This is a genomic window from Mesorhizobium sp. WSM4871 (assembly GCF_055811295.1).
In genome coordinates, this window is the sequence record NZ_JBVVPU010000008.1 from 301,490 (window position 1) to 323,212 (window position 21,723).

Here is a 21,723-nt window from a genome sequence, read left to right on the forward strand (position 1 = left end):
TTCCTGCCCTCCGAAATCCAAGGTTCCCCTTCGGCCTTGCACCGTGCGAACGTCGCCGGTTATGCGAACATCAGGTCCCGCACCAGGTCGGGTGCTGACTGAAGGCGCTTGATGAGGCGCTTGAGCTCTGCCTGCTGCTCGCGCGTAAGGGCGTCGATCGCGATGCGGTTGGAAGCAGGAATGCCAGCGTAGATGTCATGCGTCTGCTGACCAAGCAGCAGCCCGATCAGCATGGTATGGCCAGCCAGCATTGCCTTGATGTCGCGCTCGCCGCCAATGCCCAGCGCGATCAGTTTCTCGAACCGGGCACGTGTGCTCCGCTCGCGGATGCCGTGGCGGATTGCAAGAGTGCGAGCGGTCGCAACGATAGGAAAAAGGCCATGCTTCTTGATGTCCAGCCGGCCATTTTCAAGCTGAAAGCCGCCAAAAAGAGTGAAGGGATTGCCGGCTGCTATCTGCTCGCCGAGAAGCTTCGCGAACACCGGCTCGGCGTGGCCGCGGTCATACGCATGGTCGATGAACCGCGTGGCCAGCGTCATGTCGCCGTGAACCGGCCTCAGGTCGTAGACGATATCGACGTTGAGGAGGTCCTCCGGCCGTAGGCGGCGTACCCAATCCTCGACGCGCCCCTTCCAGGTGTCGAGGCTTCCGCGGAATGCCGCGTTCGCGGCCATTACCCCGCCTTTGCAATACGGCACTCCGGAGATGTCGAGCATGTCGGCGAGCTTGGCGCCGAGATTTTTGAACCAGCCGTCTTCCGGCCCGTCCGGCTCGCCATGTGCAAAGACGATGGCGTTGTCCTGATCGGGCGCCATCAGGCTTTCGCCACGGCCGCCGGAGCCGAGCACGAGCACGGCGTAGGCACAGGGCGGCGGGCCGTGGCCTTCGACCAGCATCTGTTGTTCCGCAAGCACGGCGGCGCGGCGCGTAAGGGAGCAAAGTTCCTCGCTGATGATTTCCGCCACCACGCGCGGGTCGATCTCCTCGCCGATGAGCGAACGCGTGACCCCCGGCAGCATCGACCAGGCGGCCGCCAATTCGGCGACGTCCTTGGCATGCTCGATCGTGTCGTCGAGATTGATGGCCGCGGTGGCGCGCAGCCTCAGCAGGTCGCGCGCCGAAAGCATGCCGACCAGCATGCCCACCTCGTCGCGGACGGCGAGGTGGCGAACTTTCAGCCGATCCATGCGCCCGATCGCCCGATAGGCGAATGCAGCGGCGCGGATGCTTATCAGCGGTCGCGTTGCGATGCTTCCGATCGGCAGGTCAAAAACGCGCTCGGCGTCGGACGATATGCGGCGCAGCAGATCGCGCTCGGTAACGATGCCGTATTCCACGACCGGTTGGTCCGGCACTCCTCGGTCGGACACGAGGACCGAGCTGATCTTGCGCCTGACCATGAGGTCGATGACCTGCCTGGTCGGTTTGGCCGATTTCACCACGACTGGCGGGCCGCTCATAAGGCTGCCGACGCGATGGCGATAGGCATATGGATCGACCGGCTGAAACGCGGGAGCCTGGGGTCGCGACACCGGCTCGACCCAGCCGGCGCGATGGCCGGCTTCGAGGGCGTGCGAAAGGGCAAGGCAGGCGACCTCGGCTTCTCCGAGCGTTCGGATGTTGCGCTTGCGCAATTCCGGAATCAACGCGGCAAAGATGTCTCCCGCCGCGATCGCATCGCCCAGTGCCGTATGGCGGCCAGCTATCTCCAGGCGAAGCCAGGCGGCGATCATGTCCAGCGAATGGTCCGCCAGATCGGGATTTGCTATGGTTGCCAGAAGCCGGACGCACAGCGACCGAGGCTTTTTCCATGGCAGACGGGCGCGTTGGCATTCGCGTTTCAATACCGCCAGGTCGAAGCCGATCGAGTGGCCGACGAGGATGCGGTCTCCAACGAACTCCTGGAATGGCGCCCACGCATCCAGGAAGCTCCCGGCTCCCTCAACATCGGCATCCGTGATGCCGTGGACGCGCGAGGCCTCAGGCGGGATTGCTTGACCAGGATGGATGAGGAGATTGAACCGAGATTCCTGGACGACCTTGCCATGCGCGATGCCGATTGCGCCAATCTGGACCACGCGTGCCTTTGTGGCGTCGAGCCCGGTTGTTTCGGTGTCGACGGCCGCAGCCGCTATGGCAATCAGTGGTGTCGCGCCGGTCGCCCGTTTCATCCCCATCCCCTTCGACATGGCCGAAAAGCCTTCTCCTGCCGGATGTCCCGCAGCATAGGGCGCGCCGGCAGGCCGCGTCGACGGCTGAATTTCGGGCTATGGCGTTCGCAACGATGCGCCGGGTCAGCCGAAGCTGCGCCGGCATGTCCATTCGCCTTAAAGTGATTTGATATGGTCGAAGGGCTCGCACATTCTTGGCCAGTTTGTTGCCGAGGCAGCCGATGGACGAGATCAGGCGGGTCGCTATGGAGTGCATTGGGCGCGCCGTGATGTTCGGATCGCTTGCCATCGGCTGTGTCATGATCGGCTTCTCCTTCAATCCGGTATCCGCCTTTCGCTCCGGCGCGTTCCTTACGCTGGCCATGGCACTGGCACTGATGTGGAAAGCCATGACCGCAGGCATCAAGAATCCCAAACACACCGAAGTGTGGCTTTATCTCGACGAGAAATCGCGCCCGGCCGACGGCTCGGCACGACGGGTGTTCGGCACCGTCTTGAGCGACGTCTACAAACTCTATGCCCGGATTGCGCTCGGTGTGGCGGTCGGTTTCTTCCTGGTGTCGCTCGTCCTGATGCTGTTCGGCATGGAAGGCTACGTGCCGCCCAGCGACAGGAGACTGCTTGTCCCGTAACATCGCTGCCCGCTTGCGCGGCGATGCTATGCTCCATGCCAAGCGAAACGCCGGACTAATTTATTGCGTATTTTGAGTACATTATTCCAATGTCCGCCCAAAAATAGCACTCGACAAAGTCTACTAATTTTATAGATTAATGGCGAGACGGAGGTTCGACATGTCCTATATCCAGAACGCTCAGACTGATCGTGGCGGCCAAAGGCTGGCCAATGCGCAGACCTTTCGTCCGGCCTATGCGGGCGCTTTTGCCTATCTCGTCTTTGTCCTTGCGTTCGTGTTCACCGGGGCAGTCGTTCTGGGTCTGATTCCCTGATTTTTGAGGGTCTGATCCCCTCGGTCAGCGGCTGACCGTTTCAGAAATAGCCGCTTTCAGAAATGCCGGAGTTGAATGAGCCGAATGCCGGAGCGCTTTCGTGCGCCCATCACTCAACGTGAGTGCCCATGTTTCCAACGTGATGCCCGTGTTCCAACGTGATGGAGGAGATGGCAATGCCGATCGAGTTCACGCATGTTCCCGGTAAAACACACCCTGCCGACGTCAGCTTTTTCTACGATTTCGTCGAAACCGCGACAAAGCTGTCGCTGATCGAGGATGCCGGATTCCGCAAGATCGTCGTCGACGATCCGGCAGGGCTGTTGACCAATATGGATCTTGCCGCCCAGGCGCTGGGTCGCACCTCGTCGCTGGAGGTGGTTCTTTCCCACTGGGCTGGCGTGATCGAGCCGACCGTGGCAGCGCGGCAACTGGCGGCCCTCGACGCCAAAAGCGGCGGGCGGCTGTCGCTCAGGATGCTGAGCGAGCCGCTGAGCGACGACGATGCCGAGACGCGCCCGGTCGGTCACACCGTCGTCTGGCAGCGCACCGACGAGTATCTGGTGCTTTTGAAGCGGCTGTGGTCGAACGACCGGCCCTTCGACCATGAAGGCGCCTTCTACAGCGTCAAGGCCGGCTATGTGCCCCGGAAGGGACCGCACGGCGCCGACGTGACCATCCGCATGGGCGGTCAGTCCGGAACCGCGCTCAACGTCGCGGGACGGCATGCCGATGTCTTCGAGCTGACGCCAGGCTCGCTCGACGAGATCCGGCAGTTGATCGACCGGGTGCGCAGCGCCGCCGCCGAACATGGCCGGGCCGGCAAATTGCGCTTTGCGCTTCCCGTCCGGTTTGGTTCGCATGGCAATACCGCCGCCTGCCAAAAGGCGGTCGAGATCGCCGGGCCGCCGGCGCAGGTGGCGCTGGCACTGCTGCCTTACGCGGCTTTGGGTATCCAGGAGTTCATGATTGTCGGCGTCGACAGGCCGCGCGAGATCGCGTTCGCCGCCCGTGAAACGATCGCGCTCCTGCGCAATTCGCTGGCGCGTCGCGAGGCCGATGTGCCGCAGCCTGGGGCGTTTGCCTCGCGCGTGACAGGAGAAGCATGCGCTCCCTCCTGACGCGGGCTCTCGCGTCATTTCAGGACGCGATCGACAATCGCGCCGAAGGTCGGCGGGTCGAATGCCGGCAGGATGAGCGGCTCGACGAAGCCGTCGCGCCGGGCCGTCAGCACGTATTGCAGCATGGCCTCGTTGTCAGGCATCTCGAAGACCTGAACGAAGTCATAGGCGCCGAGCGTGGCATAGAAGGCAAGGGATTTGCCGCCGAGTGCCGCGACCCGTTCCTCGCTGACCTTGCGGCGATCGGGGCTGCCGGCGAGCTCGGCCAGCCCCTTGTCCGTCAATCGCATCAGCGAAATGTAGAGCCGGCTGGTCGTTGCCGGTGTGCCGGCAGTCTCGTCAGGCATTTCAGCGGCCCTCGCCGGAGAGTTGCGACAGGCCGGCGATGACGGCGCTTGAATCCGTCAGTGCGCCGAAGATGCCATTCTCGACCGTCACCATGTGCAGCGCGGCCTCATGCGCATATCTGTCGCCGCTGGCGCAGGCATCCGAGATGGTCAGGCATTGGAAATTGCGGTCGCAGGCCTCGCGCAACGTCGTGTGCACGCAGACGTCGGTCGTGCATCCCGAAAACATGAGATGGGTGATGCCGCGCGCTCGCAGCACATGCTCGAAATCGGTATAGGTGAAGGCGCCGTTGCAGGTCTTGTCGACGATGATATCCTCAGCCGCCACATCGATCTCGGGAACGATCTGGAAGCCGGAGCTCGAACGCAGCAGGATATCGGTCCCCTCGAGGCCGGCCCGTTTGCGGCGCCATTTCTCGTAGGGCGTCATATCGGCCATGTCGGCCCGGTAGCCTTGCCTTGTGTGGATGATTTTCAGGCCAGCCGCGCGCGCGGCCGCGATCAGGCGGTTGACCGTCGGCAGGATGGCCCGCAGCGGGCTTGGGTCGTAGCCCTGCCTGGCGAAATAACCCGATGTCGACAGGAAATCCTCCTGCAGGTCGATGACGATCAGCGCGGTATTTTCAGCAACCAGCCTGCCGTCATAGGGAAAATCGAAAGGTGTTGCCTTGATCATTTTTCTCTCTTCCACGGCCAGATATGTTCGCCGGCTCAAGACCCCTTGGCTTCGTTCGGCAGCACGCCGATGGCGGAAGGGTCGATCCGGCAGTCGATGGTCTGCCCCGGCACGGCCGCCACGGCTGCTTCCGAACACAGCGTCGCCACGATCTCTTCGCCGGTCGCCGTCCGGAGCAGGATGCGCTCGAGCGCGCCGACAAAGGAGTTCTCTAGCACCGTGGCGCGAAAGCCGATCTCATCCCCCGTCGCCCGGCCGACGCGGATGTCCTCGGGGCGCACCCATACGGTCAGACTGTCGCCGGGCCGCTCGCGGCCTTTGGCCAGGGGAAAGCCGAAGCGCGCGCCGAACGCCTCGACCTTCGTCTCGTCATCATCGGCGCGGTGGCCGGTCAAGAAATTGTTCTCGCCGAGAAAGCCGGCGACGAAGCGTGTCGAGGGTTTCTTGTAGAGGTCGCGCGGCGGTCCGATCTCGACGATGCGGCCGTGGTTGAACACGGCGATGCGATCGGACATGGCGATCGCCTCTTCCTGGTCGTGGGTGACATAGACGAAGGTCACGCCGGTCTCGCGATGCAGCCGCTTCAACTCCTTCTGCATGGTTTCTCGCAGCATGCGGTCGAGCGCCGAAAGCGGCTCGTCGAGCAGCAGGATGCGCGGTCCAAAGGCGAGCGCCCGGGCGATGGCGACACGCTGCTGCTGGCCGCCCGACAGTTCGCGCGGCTTGCGCTCGGCCAGATTGTCGAGGCCGACCAGCGACAGCATCTCGCTCACCCGCGCCGCGATCCTCGCCTTCTCCCATTTGCGGACCCTGAGCGAGAAGGCGATGTTGTTGGCGACGGTGAGATGCGGGAACAGCGCATAACCTTGGAAGACGAAGCCGAAATTGCGGTCCTCGGGGTCGACATGGGTGATGTCCTTGCCGTCGAGACGGATCGTCCCCTTGCTCGGCGTGGTGAAGCCGGCCAGCGACATCAGAAGCGTCGTCTTGCCGGACCCGGAGGGCCCGAGCAAGGTGACGAACTCTCCCGCCTCGACCGAGAGGTTGATCCCGGTCAAGGCGGTGACCTTGTCATAGGTCTTGGCCAGATCGTCGATGACCAGCAAAGCCATGTCAGTTCGAGACCATGTCAGATAGGGTCCCTGATCAGCGGCGCCGTCGAGCAATGCAGGCCGCCGCCGCCAAGCTCGACCGTCTCGTAATTACAGGTCAGCACGGTGATCCCCGCGGCGTCGAGCCTGTCGGCCAGGCGCTTCGAGCGGCTGCCGTGCATGATGACGCGGCCCGGCGCGACGGCCAGGCAGTTGAGCGACATGGCGCTGTCCTCTGGGGGCAGTTCGATCATCCTGATGCCGCGCTTCTCCAGATATTCGATGAAGGGGTAGGGCAGTTCGTTGACATTGACGATCGCCGTCTCGACGTCGACCATAATGAAAGCGCCGTCGATGTGAATACGGTATCCGGGCATCGGCACCTTGATCAGCGTCACGCCGAGGCCGGCAAGGATGCTTTCGACCTGACGCACGCCTTCCGGGTTGCAGGCGATGGAGACCGTGCAGACGGCGGTCTTGGCATCGATGAAGGCAAAGCCGCCGCCTTCGAAGACGGCCGAGCCGTGGATGGTGCCGAGAATCGGGCATCCGGCCTTGGCCAGTGCCCGGGTTACCGGCAGTTCCTCGCCACGGCGCACCCTGCGCGCCAGGCGGGTGACGATGGCGCCGCCCGGAATGCCGATGACGCTGTCGCGCGTGTAGATCTGCTTCATCGCGCCGGGGGCGGCCTTGTCGACGAGAATGACGTCGACGCCTTCCGAGCGCAGCAGGCCGGTGAATTCGTCATGGGCGCGCTGCATGGCGGGCAGATCGGGCATGGTGCGGCCCATCCAGTACCAGCCTTTTTCAGGATCGCCGAAACCGCCGACCTCGGGCATCGGCTTGTTCTCGACGACGGAAAGCTCGTCGCCGGGCCGATGCATCAGGACGGCGCGCAGCTTGCCGACATCGTTCGAGCAGCCCCAATGGCGGCCCCATACCGGGATCTGCTCCTCAGCGGTGTCGAAGCCTGGTTCCGGAACGGAGCCGAAGATGCTGAAGAACTTGTTCTCGCGGTACTCGTTGTCGCTCATCGCGGTGCTCATGGATATTCCTTTCCTTTCGATTGTTTCGAGGTGTTTGAACTAGGATTTTCGCATCTGCTGCCGGTGCTCGATCAGCGCCCGTGCGACCAGCGCCAGCACGGTGACGACGAGCAGGACCGTGGCGATCGCCGCCAGCGCCGGATCGACGGCATCCTGGATGCTCGTCCAGATGCGGCGCGGCAGCGTGACGACGGCGCGTCCGGTGATGAACAGCGTTACCGTGATCTCGTCCCAGGACGCGACGAAGGCGAGCAGTGCGCCGGCGGCAACGCCCGGAACGATGTTCGGCAGGATCACCTTGCCGAACACCGTCATCGGTCTGGCGCCGAGGCTTCTCGCCGCCTGCACCAGTCGCTGGTCGAGATTGGAGAGCGACGCGCCGATGGCCAGCACCGTCAGCGGCAGGGCCAGCACGACATGCACCAGGACGACGCCGGTATAGCTGTCGAGCAGCGACAGCCGCGCCCATAGCTTGACCATGCCGACGGCATAGATGATCGGCGGCACGATCATCGGCGACAAAAGCAGGATGCGCATCAGCGACGGCCACCAGCCGCCCGCCGCCCAGGCGCCGACGGCGAAGGCGACGCCGAGCGCCGTGGCGATGGCGGCGCAGGCCAGCGCGATGCCGGCGCTGGTCAGCATGCTCGGCAGCCAGCCCTTGCTCCAGTCGGCCAGTGCCGCGAAATGCTGCATCGACACGCCGTCCTGCGGCAGCGACAGGTAATCGCGGTCGGTGAGCGCGACCGGGATCACCACCAGGATCGGGACGAACAGGAAGCCGAGCAGGCACCAGGCCAAAAGGCGCGGCAGGCCAACCTCGATGATGCGCCGCGGCTTCATTGCTGCGGCCTCGCGACGAAGGCGGCGCGCAGCGCCGGGCTGCGCATGGCGGCAAAGACAATGACGCCGACCACCAGAAGCAGCATGGTCGACAGCGATGTCGCGAGGTCCCAGCGCGAGGTGCTCGATATCTGTACCGAGATGTATTCGGCGATCATCAATGTCTTGCCGGCGCCGAGCAAAGCCGGCGTGACCAGGAAGCCGAGCGAGAAGACAAAGACGAACAGGGTCGCCAGCGCGATGCCGGGCAGGCTGAGCGGCAGCCAGACACGCCAGAAGATCGTCGCCGGACGCGCGCCCAGCGAGCGCGCCGCCTGCATGATACGGCGGTCGATGTCGGACAAATTGGCGTAGAGCAAAAGGATGGCGAACGGCATCATGTAGTGGACCATGCCGACGGTGACGCCGAAGAGATTGTAGACCAGGTCGAGCGGCGTCGAGATGACGCCCATATCCATCAGGGTGCTGTTGAGGACGCCGCGCCGGCGCAGGATGGTGATCCAGGAGAACGCCCTGACCAGCACCGAGATCCAGAACGGCACCAGCACCAGGAACAGCGAGATGCGGCGCCAGCCGGCCGACATGTGGATGATGGCGAAGGCGACGATGTAGCTCGCCAGCACGGTCAGCACCGTCGTCATGACCGACACTTTGAGTGTCGTCAGCACCACGCGGCCGACCGCGGCATTGGCGAACAGGCTCTGATAGTTGGCCAGGCCGAACTTCGGCTCGGTCAGGCTCAACGCCAGGACCTGCAGAATCGGCGCCGCGTAGAGCCCGATCGCCATCAGGCTGGCGGGAACCGTCAGCAGCAGGGCTGTGGTCTTGAAATCTCGCATCGGATCAAAGTCGCATCAGATCGATTTTCGCATCAGATTTGGGGGCCGCCGCCTTGCCGGCGGCAGCCCTTTCCTCTGTTGGTGTGCGGTCAGCTCGAGATGAAATCCAGATACTTGTTCTGGAGTTCGGTCTCATGTTCGGCGTAGTAGGCCGGGTTGAGCATGATCTGCGAGGCCGCATTCTCCTTGGTCGTCGGATTGACCTTGGCATCCTCCGGCGTCATCAAGGCGAGGGTCTTGGGGTTGGAAGGCCCGTTGCCCATGATCTGCAGCAGCACGAGTTGGCCGGCCGGATCGAGCGTCGAATTGATGAACTCGAACACTTTCTTGCCGGCGGGATTGCCCTTGGGAACCGACCAGGCGGAGGCAGAAAGGATGTTCTGCTCCCAGATCCACTTGAACTTGTCGGGCGTCTCCTTGTTGAGCAGATTGGCGCGGGTGTGCCAGATGTTGCCCATCACGACTTCGCCTTCGCGGAACAATTGCTGCGTCTGTGCGCCGCCTTCCCAGAAGATGATGTCGGCCAGCATCGGCTTCAGCTTCTTGAACGCCCGGTCGACATCGAGCGGATAGAGGTCGGCGGGCGCAACGCCGTCGGCCATGAGGACGAATTCGAGCTGGCCCTGGATCCATTTGCACATGGTGCGCTTGCCCGGGAACTTCGCCGTGTCGAAAAAGTCGGCCCAGCCGGTTGGCGCGACCCCCTTGGTGGCGTCGGCGTCGTAGGCGAGCACGTTCGAATAGACATAGTTGGAGACGCCGAATTCGCCGGCGAAATTCTCCGGCACCTGCGATTTGTCGACGATCGTGTAGTCGATCTTCTCGACCAGATTGCCCTTGCCCAGCGTCAGCGAGTCGATCATGCCACCGTCGGTGGCGTCCCAGACGACCTTGCCGGATTCGACCATGGCGCGGATGGTGCCGACCGCCGGGCCGGCCCCATCGATCACCACCTTCATGCCGCTCTTCTTGGTGAAGGGGTCGCCATAGGCCTTGGCGAAGGCATCCGCCGCCGCACCGCCCCAATTGCAGACGACGATTTCGGAGGCGTCGGCCCGGGCAACGCCAGGCTTGAAGGCGGCCGCAAGTCCGAGGCCGCCAAGTGCTGTCAGGAACGAGCGGCGATCGATCTCGCCGCGGTTGAATTTTTCCAGCGCGATCTCAGCCGCGTCTTTTGCGAAATGCGAGCTTGTCATTGTTCATTCTCCCATTGTTGATGTTGACTTGAGGTCTTCGCGGATTTGATCCGTCTCTGTTAAATTCCCACTCTTGCCGGCGGGAGTTTTCCCGCCAAGGCGTTTCCAGCCAGTTTCCAATGCGCCTTGCGCGGTGCGGCCACGGAGTGGCGCACGATGAGCTTCACCGCGACCGGCGCTGCGTCCGGTATCTCGGCGCCGTTGATATGGTCGATCAACAGGCCGACCGCGCGGCGGCCGAATTCCTCCGCCGACTGGTGCACGGCCGTCAGCGGCGGATCGAGAAGATCGACATTGCGGATGTCGTCGAAACCGACCAGCGACAGATCGGAAGGCACGGCGATGCCGAGTGTGCGGCAGCCTTGCAAAATCCCCAGCGCCAGCATGTCGGCGGAGGCGAAGATGGCGGTCGGCGGATTGTCCAGAGCGGCAAAGCGCAGGAATGCGTCAAGACCGGACTGCTCGTCATAGTCGCCGAAGAAGACGTAATCCGGGTTCACCTTCAGGTCTCGTCGCTTGAGACTGTCCTCGAAGGCGCCGAACCGTTCCTTGCTGCTGAGCAATGCCGGCGGGCCGCCGACAAAGGCGACCGCCCGGTGGCCATGATCGAGAAGATGCTCGGTCGCAAGCCGGGCGCCGAGACGATTGTCTGCAAACAGGCGTGGCGCGATGGCGCCGGGAACGTCCTCGTCGACCAGCACGACATTGCTGCAGGCATTGATCTTCTGCACCAGCGCGCCGTCGTCGGGATGGTTGGTCATCAGCAGGATGCCGTCGACCTGCGCGTCGTCGATGCGCGACAGGAAGCCCAGTTCCTTGGCGGCGATGTTGCGGCTGTTGAACATCACCAGGCTGTAGCCGAGACGGCTCGCCTCCTCTTCCGCCGCGCTCGCGATGGCGGCGAAGAACGGGTAGGAGATGTCGGAGACGATCAGGCCGATGGTTTCGCTGCTGCCTTTGCTCAGGCGCCGCGCAATGGCGTTGGGGCGGTATTCCAGTTTGGCCACGGCCGCCCGGATGCGTTCGCTGGTTTCGGCCGGCAGCTTGATGCGGCCGTTCAGGTGACGCGAGACGGTGGTGACCGACACGCCGGCCGCGTGCGCCACATTCCTGATCGTCGATGCCGTAGGCTTTTTCATGAGGCGTTTTCGCCAGTGTTCCCTTTGACCAGGATTTCAGCATAGGAAATGCCAGATGTAAACCGCTTTACTAAACCGGTTTCATGAATTGCGTTTTTCTCCAAAGAGAGGCGGCCATAGGCGATGTCTTCGCGCACCGTTCCGCCAAACAGGAACACATCCTGCTGGACAATGCCGAACTTGCCGTCGCGAGGCGAGCTTCATGTCTCTCCGATATCGCAGCCGTCGATGCTGATTGAGCCCGAAACAATCTCGTAGAGGCGCGGCAAGAGCGAGCAGCAGATTGTGGTCTTGCCGGCGCAAGGCAGGCGCAAGTGCGCATATCCCACTTTTTTCAGATTTCGAGGCAATCCGGATGCGTCACGACATTTTGTTGATTCAAAAACTCATCTTCAATGTTGACTAGTAAAGTCATGTTTCATAGTCAACCGGGGCAGGGACGGCCGAAACCAGATTGGTGAATGCCGGCCGCGCTGGAGATAAACCTTGACCGGAACCAATGCCCAGACTGCCTTCCACATAGACGCCGTGCGCTTTGCCGTCGGCGAACGGACGCTGCTCGGTCCCGTCACGCTCGAACTGCAACGCGCGCGCGTCTACGGGCTGATCGGCCACAATGGCTCGGGCAAATCGACGCTGGTCAAGCTGCTGGCGCGCCAGCAGCCGGCAAGCGCCGGCGGCATCACCTTCGCGCAGCGCCCGCTGGTGCAGTGGGGGGCGCGCGAACTCGCCCGTGCGCTCGCCTACCTGCCGCAGACGACGCCGGCGGCGACCGGCTTGACCGTGCGCGAACTGGCGAGCCTCGGGCGCTATCCCTGGCATGGCGCGCTCGGCCGTTTCGGGCATGAGGACAGGCGGCATGTCGAGGAGGCGCTTGTCCTGACCGATATGTCGGATTTCGGCGACCGGCTGGTGGACGAACTGTCCGGCGGCGAGCGCCAGCGCGCGTGGCTGGCCATGCTGGTGGCGCAGAATGCCGGCGTCATGCTGCTCGACGAGCCGATCTCGGCGCTCGACATCGCCCACCAGGTCGAGGTGCTGGGGCTGGTCAGGGAGCTCAGCCGCAAGCGCGACCTCTGCGTCGTGGTGGTGCTGCACGATCCCAATATGGCGGCGCGCTACTGCGACGAGCTGATCGCGCTGAAGGAAGGCAGGCTGCTGACGCGCGGCACGCCCGGCGAGATCATGCAGGGCGACGTGCTCAAAGGCATTTTCGGCGTCGAGATGGGCGTGTTCGCGCATCCCGTCACCGGCCAGCCCATCGGCTATGTGCAGTGAGGCCAGTCGTGAGAATTGCAAGAATAGGGAAGAAGCCCTTGCCCAGACAGCTTTTGTCCAGACATGGTTTGTTCGCGGCGTTGATCGCATCCGTCCTCCTGTCGGCTGGCGGCGCTGTGGCCCAGGAGCAACCGGCTGCCCCCGCTCCGGCGATTGAGACGCCCGCTCCCGCTTCGCCCCCTGCCGGGACGCCCGATGCGACGCCGGCGCCCGAAGCCGGCACGTCCACGCAAGCGGAGGCGGATCCCTCGGCGATATCGCTGACCCTGCCGCACGATCTGTCGCCATGGGGCATGTTCCTGGCCGCCGACATCGTCGTCAAAGGGGTGATGATCGGGCTGGCCTTCGCCTCCCTGGTCACCTGGACGATCTGGCTGGCCAAGTCGCTGGAGATCCTTGGCGGCAAGCTCAGCGCCCGCCGCGCGGCCAGCGCGATCGGCAACGCCGCCACGCTGAACCAGGCCCGGCGCGCGCTTGGCCATACCGGCGGGCCTGGCGCCCTGCTGGTGCGGGCGGCCGAGGAAGAGGCTGCACTTTCGGCCGGCGCGCTCGAGCATGTGTCCGGCGACGGGCTGAAGGAACGGGTCACCTCGCGCCTGTCGCGCATCGAGGCGGCGGCGGCGCGGCGCATGTCGCGCGGCACCGGCGTGCTGGCGACAATCGGCTCGACCGCGCCCTTCGTCGGCCTGTTCGGCACCGTCTGGGGCATCATGAACGCCTTCATCGGCATTTCGCAGGCGCAGACCACCAACCTCGCCGTCGTGGCGCCAGGCATCGCGGAAGCCTTGCTCGCCACCGCGATGGGCTTGGTCGCGGCGATCCCGGCGGTGGTCATCTACAACGTCTTCGCGCGATCCATAGCCGGCTACCGGCAGATCCTGGCCGATGCCTCGGCCGGGGTCGAACGGCTGGTCAGCCGGGATCTGGATTTCCGCAAGGTGGCGCCGGCAACGGCGCTGGCCGCGGAATAAGGGAGCTGCGCCATGGCGGCCAGAATTCGCGAAAACACCGACGGCGATCTCGAAGAAAACCACGAGATCAACGTCACCCCTTTCATCGACGTCATCCTGGTTCTGTTGATCATCTTCATGGTCGCGGCGCCGCTGGCGACGGTCGACGTCAATGTCGACCTGCCGGGGTCGACGGCGACGCCGGCGCCGCGGCCGGAGACGCCGCTTTTCCTGACGCTGAAAGACGACCTCAGCCTGGCGATCGGCAATGACAGCGTGCCGCGCGGCGTCTTCGCCGCCACGCTGGACGGCAGGACGAAAGGCGACAAGCAGACGCGCATCTTCCTGCGCGCCGACAAGGCGGTCGGCTATGGCGACCTGATGGAGGTCATGAACCTGCTGCGCGGCGCAGGCTATCTGAAGATCGCACTGGTCGGCCTCGAAACCTTGCCCGCGGCCGACGCCGCGACACCGACGCCGCAAGACGGAACAGGCCAATGACATCGCTGGCCGCTGCTTCGCCCACGGTTGGCCTGCCGCGCTTCGGCGGGCGCCAGATTGTCTTGTGGGCGGCGGCGGCGGCAGTGGTCCTCACGGCGCATGTCGTGATCGCCTATGCGGTGCAGGATTTGCGGCCAGCCGAGATGGATGGCGGGCCGCCGCCGGCGCAGATGATCGAGCTGTCGCCAATGATGATCACGCCGGCGCAAGGGGCCGACGTGTCGGACGTGGTGACGCCGGATCCGCTCGAGGAGATCGAGACAGCCGAAGCCAAGCCGTTGACGGAACCCGAACCACCCGTCGAGACGGCAGAGCCAATGGCCGAGCCGCCCGTCGAGCAGGCGGAGCCGGTGACCGAGCCATTGGAAGCGGCTGCGACCGATGCGATCGAGCCAACTCCGCCGCCCGTGGCTGAACGGGTCGACCAGCCACCGCTGGAGGAGGTCGTGCCCGATATCGTCGAGACCGTCGCGCCGGACGTGGTCATTCCGCTGCCGCAACCGAAGCCGGTCGAAGCTCCCGTCGAGACCAAGGTGAAGAAACCGGTCGAGCCCAAGACGAAGACGCCGGTCAAGGTGAAGACGCAGGCCGAAGCCAAGGCCAAGAAGCCCGTCGAAAAGGCCAGGCAGCCTTCGAAGAAGGACAAGACTGCGCCGCCCCGGACGAAGACGGCCAGCGTCGCCGGGAAATCAGCAGCCAAGGTGGCAGCGCCGAAATCGGCCAAGGTCGCCTCGGCATCTCGCGGGGACTCATCGAAGTGGAATTCGAAGCTGACATCCTGGCTCAACCGGCACAAGCGCTATCCGAGAGCTGCCAAAGCCCGCCGCGCGGAAGGAATCGTGAGGGTCTCCTTCACGGTCGCCACCTCAGGCCGCGTGACGTCCGTTCGCATCATAGGCTCCTCCGGCGACTCCGATCTCGACCGCAGTGTCCTCGACATGCTGCAGGGCGCCACGGTACCGGCGCCGCCCGAAGGCGCTAACCCGCGTGTCAACGTGCCCTTGCGGTTCAGCCTGCAGTAATCAGGCGACGCAACAGAGCGCCATTTGCTGCTTTCCCGGTTAGAATTCGTTTTTACCGGATGCGGGCCATGCAGCCCGCACCCAGCGACGTCTTCGCTACGGCTGGCGCCGCTGTTGCGAGCGTGCATCCTTTTTCTTGCGCCACGGCGCGTTGGCTTCCCAGTCGCCGGCCATGATGCAGCCATAGGGCATGACCTCGTCGACGATCTCCGCCAGGCCGAAATGCTCGATCTGGCGGCGCATCGACGCCGCGTTCTTGTAGGCGCTCGGCAGCTCCGAAATATCCGTCACGCCCGAGAAGAAGCGGGCATCGATGCCCTTCGTCTCTTCCGCGAAGATATCGGCGTCGCTGCGTCCAGCCTGCATGCGCCGGTGCTGGCTGCGCGAGAAATTGCGCCCTGCGCCATGCGGCGAGAAGCCAAGTCCGTGCGCCGCGTTCTTGCCGCGCACGATCAGCACCGGTTCCGCCATGTTGAGCGGGATCAGCGTCAGATCGGTCGCGTCATCGGCCCAGCTGTCGAAAGCCGGGGTGGCGCCCTTGCCGTGGTAGAACAGCCCGTCCGAACGACGGAAGACGAAGTTGTGCTCGTTCCAGAATCGGTCAGCCACCTTCGCCGACAGACGCTCGGCCGTTAGATCGTGGATGAGCATGTGGTTGCCCTTGGTCCATTGGCGGATCGTCTGCAGGGCGTCCCAATACTCGTCGCCTTCCCTGGTGTCGGCCGGGATCCAGGCATTTTGCGGCAAGGTCTCCGGCGACAGGGTCTTGCGAACTCCCTCGGCGATCTTCATGCCCTTGCTGTAGAGCCGGGCACCCGGAGAGCGCGAGCCATGGTGGGTGACCAGCGCCGTCTCACCGCTCGACTTCAGCGTGCCTACATAGGCGAAATGGTTGCCGTCGCCCTGGGTGCCGAAATGCTCGATCGCGGCACTGGTCACATCGCGTAGCAAGGGGTTGGCCTCGAAACGCTCGAAGATCTCCCTGGCCGGCCGAATCTGCTGGCCGCGCGGACGTCCGCCCGGTCCGAAATGGGTAACCGAGTGCACGGCATCGAGCAGCGCGGCAGGCGCCACACCAGGGAATACCGAGATCGCCATCGAGCAACAGATGTCGGCCGAATGCATGCCGGGGTGGATCGCCTCGGATACGGCGACACCACCGACTGGAATAGTACCCGACGGACCGGTCGGACAGGCGTCCGGCATGATGGCGCCGGCACGGATCACCGGCGTACGCATCAGCTCGGTCATGCTGCGCGTGACCGATTCGACATTGGCGGCTTCCTCAGGCGTTTCGGCCTCGATGTTCAGATGCAGTGGCATGGAGGCGGCCGCATGCAGCGGCAAGGCCGGTGGCGGCGCGAAGGCACGCGCGGCCTGCAGCGCATCGCCCTGCGATCCGCCATTCTCCAACACCGCATTGGCGGCGGCGAGCGCCTTGCCGAACCACTTGCCCTGCGGCATGCCGGCGTCGATCAAATCCTGTCCACTCAAAATCTCGGTCATGTCTTTCACTTTCGGTATGACTGCCACGTTCGGTATGACTGCCTGGCGACACTGCGTATGCGGACGGACGACAAGAAAATACGAGACATCTTTCCGCCACTTCGCAAGATGCGAAGGAGGGACACGAGCCCTCACGCCTTTCGGCACCCGCTGGCTTGTTGCTCGCAGCGGGCTGCGTCTACCTGTAGTCTCGCAGGCATTCGTCCTTTTCGTTCGGTCTGGCGACAAAGGTCGGCAAGACAAAAACTGAGCTACTTTCCGTCCCAGTGGGATGGAAGGGATGGGTTGAACATCCGACCTTCCGCGACCTTCGCCGCAGACGCTCTATCCCTGTAGTCCTGCCTGCATTCGCCATTCCCTTTCTTTCTCCAGGTGGTCGACAAAGTCTCTGCGAGAAACCGATCGGTCAACCGACCGACGGGCGGATTCGAACCGCCAGATACCAATGTATTCCCACAGGCATTCGCCCTGCTTCGGCTGGCGACAAGGATTGGCAAGACGGTGACTGCGCCACCCCGTTCCGTAGAACGAGAGAGTGATTTGAACACCCGACCTCCCGCCTTTTCGGCGGGCGCGCTACCTGTAGTCCTGCCTGCATTCGCCATTCATTCAATCGCCGCGGCGACAAGAGAAGATGAAACCCGGGAGTCCCGCTCGTGCCAGAGAGCGCCTGCGAGGTGAGGAGTCGAACCTCACGGAGCATCCCGTTCCCGATGCTGTAGTTCCATCCGGCATTCGCCGCGGTTTTCTTCAGGTCATGACAGCAAGGTATTGGTGAAACGTTTCCCGCCTAACCACTCGGCTACATGCTTGATCGAGCAAGGCAGGAATCGAACCTGCGTAAGGAGCACCTGAAGCTGTAGTTCCACCGGCATCCGTCATGCCTATATTCAATTCCTTTCTTCTCGAGGTTCGACCCGAGCCACGTAAAAGTCGTCGGGCATGACGACAAGGTTTGACGAAACGTCCCGCTCTAACCGCTGAGCTACGGGTCCATAGTGGCGGACCCGACGGGATTCGAACCCGCGACCTGGAGGTGAACAGCCTGTAGTTCCATCGGCATTCGTCATGCCCTGTTTTTATCCCGGTGGTCCCGGCGGACGCGCCGCCGGGACCATTGTTCTACAGTTCGATCGCCTCGATCGTGCGCACCCAATGGTCCGGGTCGCCGCTCGAAGACAGCATGGTGCCGATTACGTCGAAGACGCGGTCGGAGAAGCCGCCGACATTCAGGATGTCGACCTGCGACATGGCCTGCGTCGTCAGATGCGACTGGATGTCGATGCAGACCAGCTTGGCTGCCGGGTTCCACCCCTTCAGCTTCTGCCATTCCTGCATCGTCGTCGTGCCCCGATGCGCATGTGCAGAGGCATCCACCCAGGACTGGTTGTCCGACACGAACACCACCAGGTCGACCTTTGCCTTCTCGCGCACCAGCCGTGCCAGCGGAGCCGAACAGTTGGTTCCGCCACCACCGATGGCAGCAAGTCTGGCGGCGTTGGTCATTACCGTGTCGCGAGCGTTGAGGCTGATATCAACCACATCGTTCTCGAACGGCATTACCCTGGCCGTCGGATTCCTGTGCAGCAGCGCGGCGGCCACCAGGGCGGCCACGTCGATGCAGCGGACGGCCGACGTCGCGCCCTTGCGGTAACCGGTCGCCGGAGAGCTCATCGAGCCCGAAACGTCCGGGCACACGACCACATTGCCACTGATCCCGGGAACGTTGCCGAGTGCGATTTCCATCGCATCCTGCAACGCGTCCCGGACAACCCCAGGCACCTTCGCATCGGCCATGGTGAACGCCACCATGAGCTGGTACGGGAACACTCGCGCGCGCCGGACCTCTTCCGGATCGCGCAAGCGCGCCGCCAGCTTCTCCGCGAACCCCTCCACTTCGAACACACCGTTGCGCGCGAAAGTGTTAAGGTTCTGCCGCAGCATCTGCCATCCGGCCGCTTCCGCGATCTGCACCCAATGCTCACGCGAAAGCGGCATCGAGGTCAGCATCTGGAACGGCACTTCAGGCACAGGCAGCGACGGATCGCGCTTGAACGCCTCGAATGACTTTACCACGTCCGGCAGCACGGCCACGTCATGCGGCTTGCCGATCAGGTAGCCGTAAAGCGCCTCACGCGAGGCCGATTTCGGCTTCGGGTGAACCATCTTGACGACATCGGCCAGCGACGGATCGTTGCCGACCGCAGCCCGCATGATCTCGTAATCGGCCGCCTGTTCGAGCCAGGCCTGGACAAGGCGCTTCGGCCGCGTGCCGAGCGACTTGCGCCCGGTGGCGCCGGACCGCATGACCTGCACAAAATTGCGCAGCATCTTGCCGTTCCTGACGATCCGACCGAACGCGCGGTTGAACTCGTCGCCCGGCATGCAGGACAGAACCGCCAGCAGCAACGCCGGCATGTCCTTCATATAACCCTGCTCGAAGGCGTGGACGGCGGTGCGCGCCAGGAAACCCGGCTCGACCTGCCAGGCCAGCTTCAGCACCTCGTCCAGCTGCTCGCGCGGCTCGGCATAGAAGGTCGCGTTGAACGTTCCCGTCGCCGCCAGCTGCGCCAGAGCCTGATGAGGCGACAGGCGGTAAGCCTGGGCGCCTTCCCGGTTCCTGGCGTCAGCCGGCGGGAGCAGCTTTCCTGCAATCGTCGCAAACACGGATTTGTTCGCCATTGTTCTCATCCTTCATTTTCACACCAGCTGCTTTACAAGTTGCGTGCCAGTTTGAAGAGAGAGCCCGACTTTTGATTGCCAATGTATCATAAACCGTTGGTTTTATTGCCGAAATAAATTTCGAAGAGAAATCAGGCGACAATCCAACCGTTTACGCTAATGTCAGAGATCTGATACAAAAATATCGTAGTTTATACCAGGAGATAAAATGCGAAGACGCGTGGCGATAGGCATTCTCGGCACCACGCTCGATGCAAACGGGCGGGACGATCGCTGGAAAAGGTGGCGGCCAACGGTTGCGCTGTGCCAGCAGCCGGGGCTGTTCATCGATCGGCTGGAACTCATCCACGATTTGCATTCGCAGCGATTGGCCACTCAGATCATTGCCGACATAGAACAGGTTTCGCCGGCGACCGAAGTTCGGTCGCACATCATCGACATGAAGGACCCCTGGGACTTCAGCGAGGTCTATACCGGACTGCGCGACTTTGCCCGCGCCTATCAATTCGACCCCGAGAAGGAAGACTATCTCGTCAACATCACCACCGGCACGCATGTCGCCCAGATATGCTGGTTCCTGCTGACCGAAGCCCGCTTCATCCCGGCGCGCCTGCTTCAGCTCTCGCCACGGAAGGAAGGTCGGGATTATCCCAGCGGCAGCCATTCGATCATCGATCTCGACCTGTCCCGGTATGACGCGATCGCCACCCGCTTTGCCGCCGAACGCGACGAGGCGACGTCCTTTCTGAAGTCGGGGATCGCCACCCGCAATCCAGCCTTCAACCAGATGATCGACCACATCGAGAAGGTGACGATCAGGTCACGCGCGCCGGTCTTGCTGACTGGGCCGACGGGTGCCGGCAAGTCGCAACTGGCCCGGCGCATTTACGAACTCAAGAAGGCGCAACGGCAGGTGTCCGGCGCTTTCATCGAAATCAATTGTGCCACGTTGCGCGGCGACCAGGCGATGTCGACGCTGTTCGGCCACGTCAAGGGCGCCTTCACCGGTGCCCAGAACGAGCGCGCCGGGCTGATGAAATCGGCCAACAAGGGCGTGTTGTTTCTCGATGAGATCGGCGAACTCGGTCTCGATGAGCAAGCCATGTGCCTGCGCGCCATCGAGGAAAAACGTTTCCTGCCGGTCGGCGCCGATCAGGACGTCATGTCGGATTTCCAGCTTCTCGCCGGCACCAATCGCGATCTGTCGATCGGTGTGAAGGAAGGCAAGTTCCGCGAGGATCTTTTTGCACGCCTGAACCTGTGGACCTTCCAGCTTCCGGCTCTGCGCGACCGCAAGGAGGACATAGAGCCGAACCTCGAATTCGAGCTCCGCCGGTTCAGCGAGCGTGAGGGACAGAATGCCACCTTCAACAAGGAAGCACGCGAGCTCTATTTGAAATTCGCCATGGCGCCCGATGCCATGTGGCGAGCGAATTTCCGCGACCTCTCGGCCTCGGTCACGCGCATGGCTACCCTGGCGCCGCTTGGCCGCATCAATGAAGAAGCCGTACGCGACGAGATCGAGCGCCTGACGGCACTGTGGCGAGCCGGCGACGCCGGCGACCGGGAAGCGATCCTGCTGGACGTTCTCGGTCCGGATCGCCAAAGCCGGATCGACATATTCGATCGGCCGCAGCTTGCCGCCGTGCTGGAGATTTGCCGCGGCAGCAAGTCCATCAGTGCGGCCGGGCGAAAATTGTTCGCGGTCTCGCGGCTGCAAAAGACCAGCGGCAACGATGCCGACCGGCTGCGCAAATATCTCTTGCGGTTTGATCTGACTTTCGAGGACGTGGCCCGAAGCTGATCAAGGTAGCTCACTCGCGTCCGTGGTCAGAAGACAGCGTCGAAAACCACCCTCTGGGCAAGGCCGCCGCCCGGGCGGTTCTCCAGGGTGATGGTGCCGCCGTGGCGTTCGATGATTTCCTCGGCGATGGCGAGGCCGAGGCCGCCGCCCGGAACGGACTGCCGGCGGTCAGGATCGACGCGAAAGAAGGGCTCGAATGCCTTGCCGAGCAGCTCCGGCGGAATGCCCCGTCCGCGATCGGCGATGGTGAGGGTGGCGCGGTTGTCGGCTGCGGACAGGGAGACGCCGCAGCCCCTACCATGCGTGGCGGCATTGACGATCAGGTTGCGCAGGGCGCGGCGAAGGCCGAGCGCGCCTGCCTGACCGAGACCTTGTCGAGATGGCCGACCGACACGGCGTGGCCGAGCGAAACCATCTCGGCCTCGATGTAGCGGACGAGCCGGTCGACCCGCTCGACGGCATTTTAATACGCGAAAAACAGCGCTGACGCGGCGCGCCGTGAACGCCAGCTCTAAAAAGCTGGCGAGAGCCGCGTTGCTGCCGGCACACACTTGTGATATTTT

At 63.4% G+C, this 21,723-nt stretch carries 20 protein-coding genes, 1 tRNA gene and 1 pseudogene; 8 read left to right on the forward strand and 14 right to left on the reverse strand.

Features of this window, described 5'->3' with window-relative positions; translation table 11 throughout:
* Nucleotides 1-59 precede the first annotated feature (59 nt).
* The gene (locus AC0L2H_RS18620; protein WP_473591573.1) at nucleotides 60-2,171 is read right to left on the reverse strand and encodes a DUF294 nucleotidyltransferase-like domain-containing protein; all 2,112 of its coding nucleotides are present in this window, start codon (nucleotides 2,169-2,171) and stop codon (nucleotides 60-62) included.
* 221 nt (nucleotides 2,172-2,392) lie between these two features.
* Here AC0L2H_RS18620 and AC0L2H_RS18625 point away from each other — a divergent pair, with 221 nt between their 5' ends.
* The 3 genes from AC0L2H_RS18625 (at nucleotide 2,393) to AC0L2H_RS18635 (ending at nucleotide 4,240) form a co-directional block, all read left to right on the forward strand.
* Entirely contained in the window at nucleotides 2,393-2,803 is a 411-nt protein-coding gene (locus tag AC0L2H_RS18625; protein ID WP_473591574.1) for a hypothetical protein, read from the forward strand.
* Between the two features lie 160 nt (nucleotides 2,804-2,963).
* Nucleotides 2,964-3,119 carry a hypothetical protein gene (locus AC0L2H_RS18630; protein ID WP_473591575.1) on the forward strand — a complete coding sequence of 52 codons (156 nt, stop codon included), beginning with the start codon at nucleotides 2,964-2,966 and terminating at the stop codon, nucleotides 3,117-3,119.
* A gap of 176 nt (nucleotides 3,120-3,295) precedes the next feature.
* A complete protein-coding gene (locus tag AC0L2H_RS18635; protein ID WP_473591576.1) occupies nucleotides 3,296-4,240 on the forward strand; it encodes an LLM class flavin-dependent oxidoreductase in 945 nt (314 codons plus the stop codon).
* Between the two features lie 14 nt (nucleotides 4,241-4,254).
* Here AC0L2H_RS18635 and AC0L2H_RS18640 read toward each other — a convergent pair whose 3' ends face one another.
* The 9 genes and pseudogenes from AC0L2H_RS18640 to AC0L2H_RS18680 all read right to left on the reverse strand — a co-directional run.
* Nucleotides 4,255-4,587, reverse strand: coding sequence for a GYD domain-containing protein (locus tag AC0L2H_RS18640; RefSeq protein ID WP_473591577.1), 333 nt, complete (start codon nucleotides 4,585-4,587; stop codon nucleotides 4,255-4,257).
* A gap of 1 nt (nucleotide 4,588) precedes the next feature.
* A complete protein-coding gene (locus AC0L2H_RS18645) occupies nucleotides 4,589-5,263 on the reverse strand; it encodes a cysteine hydrolase family protein (RefSeq protein ID WP_473591578.1) in 675 nt (224 codons plus the stop codon).
* Nucleotides 5,264-5,298: 35 nt separating this feature from the next.
* Complete coding sequence (locus AC0L2H_RS18650) at nucleotides 5,299-6,375, reverse strand: ABC transporter ATP-binding protein (RefSeq protein ID WP_473591579.1); 1,077 nt, start codon at nucleotides 6,373-6,375, stop codon at nucleotides 5,299-5,301.
* A 17-nt stretch (nucleotides 6,376-6,392) separates the two neighbouring features.
* Complete coding sequence (locus AC0L2H_RS18655; RefSeq protein ID WP_107651455.1) at nucleotides 6,393-7,400, reverse strand: dimethylarginine dimethylaminohydrolase family protein; 1,008 nt, start codon at nucleotides 7,398-7,400, stop codon at nucleotides 6,393-6,395.
* A 39-nt stretch (nucleotides 7,401-7,439) separates the two neighbouring features.
* The gene (locus AC0L2H_RS18660) at nucleotides 7,440-8,243 is read right to left on the reverse strand and encodes an ABC transporter permease (RefSeq protein ID WP_473591580.1); all 804 of its coding nucleotides are present in this window, start codon (nucleotides 8,241-8,243) and stop codon (nucleotides 7,440-7,442) included.
* Nucleotides 8,240-9,082, reverse strand: a complete 843-nt coding sequence (locus tag AC0L2H_RS18665) for an ABC transporter permease (RefSeq protein WP_473591581.1) — start codon at nucleotides 9,080-9,082, stop codon at nucleotides 8,240-8,242. The genes AC0L2H_RS18660 and AC0L2H_RS18665 overlap by 4 nt, the downstream gene beginning before the upstream one ends.
* Nucleotides 9,083-9,171: 89 nt before the next feature.
* Complete coding sequence (locus AC0L2H_RS18670) at nucleotides 9,172-10,278, reverse strand: ABC transporter substrate-binding protein (protein ID WP_473591582.1); 1,107 nt, start codon at nucleotides 10,276-10,278, stop codon at nucleotides 9,172-9,174.
* A 59-nt stretch (nucleotides 10,279-10,337) separates the two neighbouring features.
* Nucleotides 10,338-11,417 carry a LacI family DNA-binding transcriptional regulator gene (locus AC0L2H_RS18675; protein WP_473591583.1) on the reverse strand — a complete coding sequence of 360 codons (1,080 nt, stop codon included), beginning with the start codon at nucleotides 11,415-11,417 and terminating at the stop codon, nucleotides 10,338-10,340.
* Nucleotides 11,418-11,503: 86 nt separating this feature from the next.
* A pseudogene (locus AC0L2H_RS18680) lies at nucleotides 11,504-11,716 on the reverse strand (ATP-binding cassette domain-containing protein); the annotation flags it as partial.
* A 187-nt stretch (nucleotides 11,717-11,903) separates the two neighbouring features.
* Here AC0L2H_RS18680 and AC0L2H_RS18685 point away from each other — a divergent pair.
* From AC0L2H_RS18685 to AC0L2H_RS18700, 4 genes are read left to right on the forward strand one after another with little or no spacing between them, the layout of a single operon-like run.
* Nucleotides 11,904-12,695: an ATP-binding cassette domain-containing protein gene (locus AC0L2H_RS18685; RefSeq protein WP_473591584.1), complete on the forward strand. Its 792-nt coding sequence runs from the start codon at nucleotides 11,904-11,906 to the stop codon at nucleotides 12,693-12,695.
* A 53-nt stretch (nucleotides 12,696-12,748) separates the two neighbouring features.
* On the forward strand, nucleotides 12,749-13,666 hold the full coding sequence (gene exbB, locus AC0L2H_RS18690; protein WP_473591620.1) for a tonB-system energizer ExbB: 918 nt from the start codon (nucleotides 12,749-12,751) through the stop codon (nucleotides 13,664-13,666).
* A gap of 12 nt (nucleotides 13,667-13,678) precedes the next feature.
* The gene (exbD, locus tag AC0L2H_RS18695; protein ID WP_473591585.1) at nucleotides 13,679-14,146 is read left to right on the forward strand and encodes a TonB system transport protein ExbD; all 468 of its coding nucleotides are present in this window, start codon (nucleotides 13,679-13,681) and stop codon (nucleotides 14,144-14,146) included.
* Nucleotides 14,143-15,168, forward strand: coding sequence for an energy transducer TonB (locus AC0L2H_RS18700; protein WP_473591586.1), 1,026 nt, complete (start codon nucleotides 14,143-14,145; stop codon nucleotides 15,166-15,168). The genes exbD and AC0L2H_RS18700 overlap by 4 nt, the downstream gene beginning before the upstream one ends.
* Nucleotides 15,169-15,264: 96 nt before the next feature.
* Here the strand turns inward: AC0L2H_RS18700 and AC0L2H_RS18705 are convergent, their stop codons facing one another.
* From AC0L2H_RS18705 to AC0L2H_RS18715, 3 genes are all read right to left on the reverse strand, one after another.
* On the reverse strand, nucleotides 15,265-16,674 hold the full coding sequence (locus AC0L2H_RS18705; RefSeq protein ID WP_473591587.1) for an RtcB family protein: 1,410 nt from the start codon (nucleotides 16,672-16,674) through the stop codon (nucleotides 15,265-15,267).
* 524 nt (nucleotides 16,675-17,198) lie between these two features.
* Nucleotides 17,199-17,285 (reverse strand) — tRNA-Phe (locus tag AC0L2H_RS18710).
* A gap of 511 nt (nucleotides 17,286-17,796) precedes the next feature.
* Nucleotides 17,797-19,356, reverse strand: coding sequence for a vWA domain-containing protein (locus tag AC0L2H_RS18715; RefSeq protein WP_473591588.1), 1,560 nt, complete (start codon nucleotides 19,354-19,356; stop codon nucleotides 17,797-17,799).
* A 208-nt stretch (nucleotides 19,357-19,564) separates the two neighbouring features.
* Between AC0L2H_RS18715 and rtcR the strand changes: the two genes are divergently transcribed.
* Entirely contained in the window at nucleotides 19,565-21,160 is a 1,596-nt protein-coding gene (gene rtcR, locus AC0L2H_RS18720) for an RNA repair transcriptional activator RtcR (protein ID WP_473591589.1), read from the forward strand.
* A gap of 26 nt (nucleotides 21,161-21,186) precedes the next feature.
* On the opposite strand, the gene AC0L2H_RS18725 is transcribed toward rtcR, so the two are convergent.
* A partial coding sequence (locus AC0L2H_RS18725) for an ATP-binding protein (RefSeq protein ID WP_473591590.1) occupies nucleotides 21,187-21,723 on the reverse strand: 537 nt, incomplete at its 5' end.

Excerpts from the sequence above, each read along its gene's own strand:
- AC0L2H_RS18665 (WP_473591581.1), bottom strand. The coding sequence starts at position 9,082 with ATGCGAGATTTCAAGACCACAGCCCTGCTGCTGACGGTTCCCGCCAGC.
- AC0L2H_RS18635 (WP_473591576.1), top strand. The coding sequence starts at position 3,296 with ATGCCGATCGAGTTCACGCATGTTCCCGGTAAAACACACCCTGCCGAC.
- AC0L2H_RS18625 (WP_473591574.1), top strand. The coding sequence starts at position 2,393 with ATGGACGAGATCAGGCGGGTCGCTATGGAGTGCATTGGGCGCGCCGTG.
- AC0L2H_RS18705 (WP_473591587.1), bottom strand. The coding sequence starts at position 16,674 with ATGACCGAGATTTTGAGTGGACAGGATTTGATCGACGCCGGCATGCCG.
- AC0L2H_RS18670 (WP_473591582.1), bottom strand. The coding sequence starts at position 10,278 with ATGACAAGCTCGCATTTCGCAAAAGACGCGGCTGAGATCGCGCTGGAA.
- AC0L2H_RS18700 (WP_473591586.1), top strand. The coding sequence starts at position 14,143 with ATGACATCGCTGGCCGCTGCTTCGCCCACGGTTGGCCTGCCGCGCTTC.
- AC0L2H_RS18660 (WP_473591580.1), bottom strand. The coding sequence starts at position 8,243 with ATGAAGCCGCGGCGCATCATCGAGGTTGGCCTGCCGCGCCTTTTGGCC.
- AC0L2H_RS18675 (WP_473591583.1), bottom strand. The coding sequence starts at position 11,417 with ATGAAAAAGCCTACGGCATCGACGATCAGGAATGTGGCGCACGCGGCC.
- AC0L2H_RS18715 (WP_473591588.1), bottom strand. The coding sequence starts at position 19,356 with ATGGCGAACAAATCCGTGTTTGCGACGATTGCAGGAAAGCTGCTCCCG.
- AC0L2H_RS18630 (WP_473591575.1), top strand. The coding sequence starts at position 2,964 with ATGTCCTATATCCAGAACGCTCAGACTGATCGTGGCGGCCAAAGGCTG.
- AC0L2H_RS18620 (WP_473591573.1), bottom strand. The coding sequence starts at position 2,171 with ATGAAACGGGCGACCGGCGCGACACCACTGATTGCCATAGCGGCTGCG.
- exbD (WP_473591585.1), top strand. The coding sequence starts at position 13,679 with ATGGCGGCCAGAATTCGCGAAAACACCGACGGCGATCTCGAAGAAAAC.
- AC0L2H_RS18645 (WP_473591578.1), bottom strand. The coding sequence starts at position 5,263 with ATGATCAAGGCAACACCTTTCGATTTTCCCTATGACGGCAGGCTGGTT.
- rtcR (WP_473591589.1), top strand. The coding sequence starts at position 19,565 with ATGCGAAGACGCGTGGCGATAGGCATTCTCGGCACCACGCTCGATGCA.
- AC0L2H_RS18650 (WP_473591579.1), bottom strand. The coding sequence starts at position 6,375 with ATGGCTTTGCTGGTCATCGACGATCTGGCCAAGACCTATGACAAGGTC.
- AC0L2H_RS18640 (WP_473591577.1), bottom strand. The coding sequence starts at position 4,587 with ATGCCTGACGAGACTGCCGGCACACCGGCAACGACCAGCCGGCTCTAC.
- AC0L2H_RS18655 (WP_107651455.1), bottom strand. The coding sequence starts at position 7,400 with ATGAGCACCGCGATGAGCGACAACGAGTACCGCGAGAACAAGTTCTTC.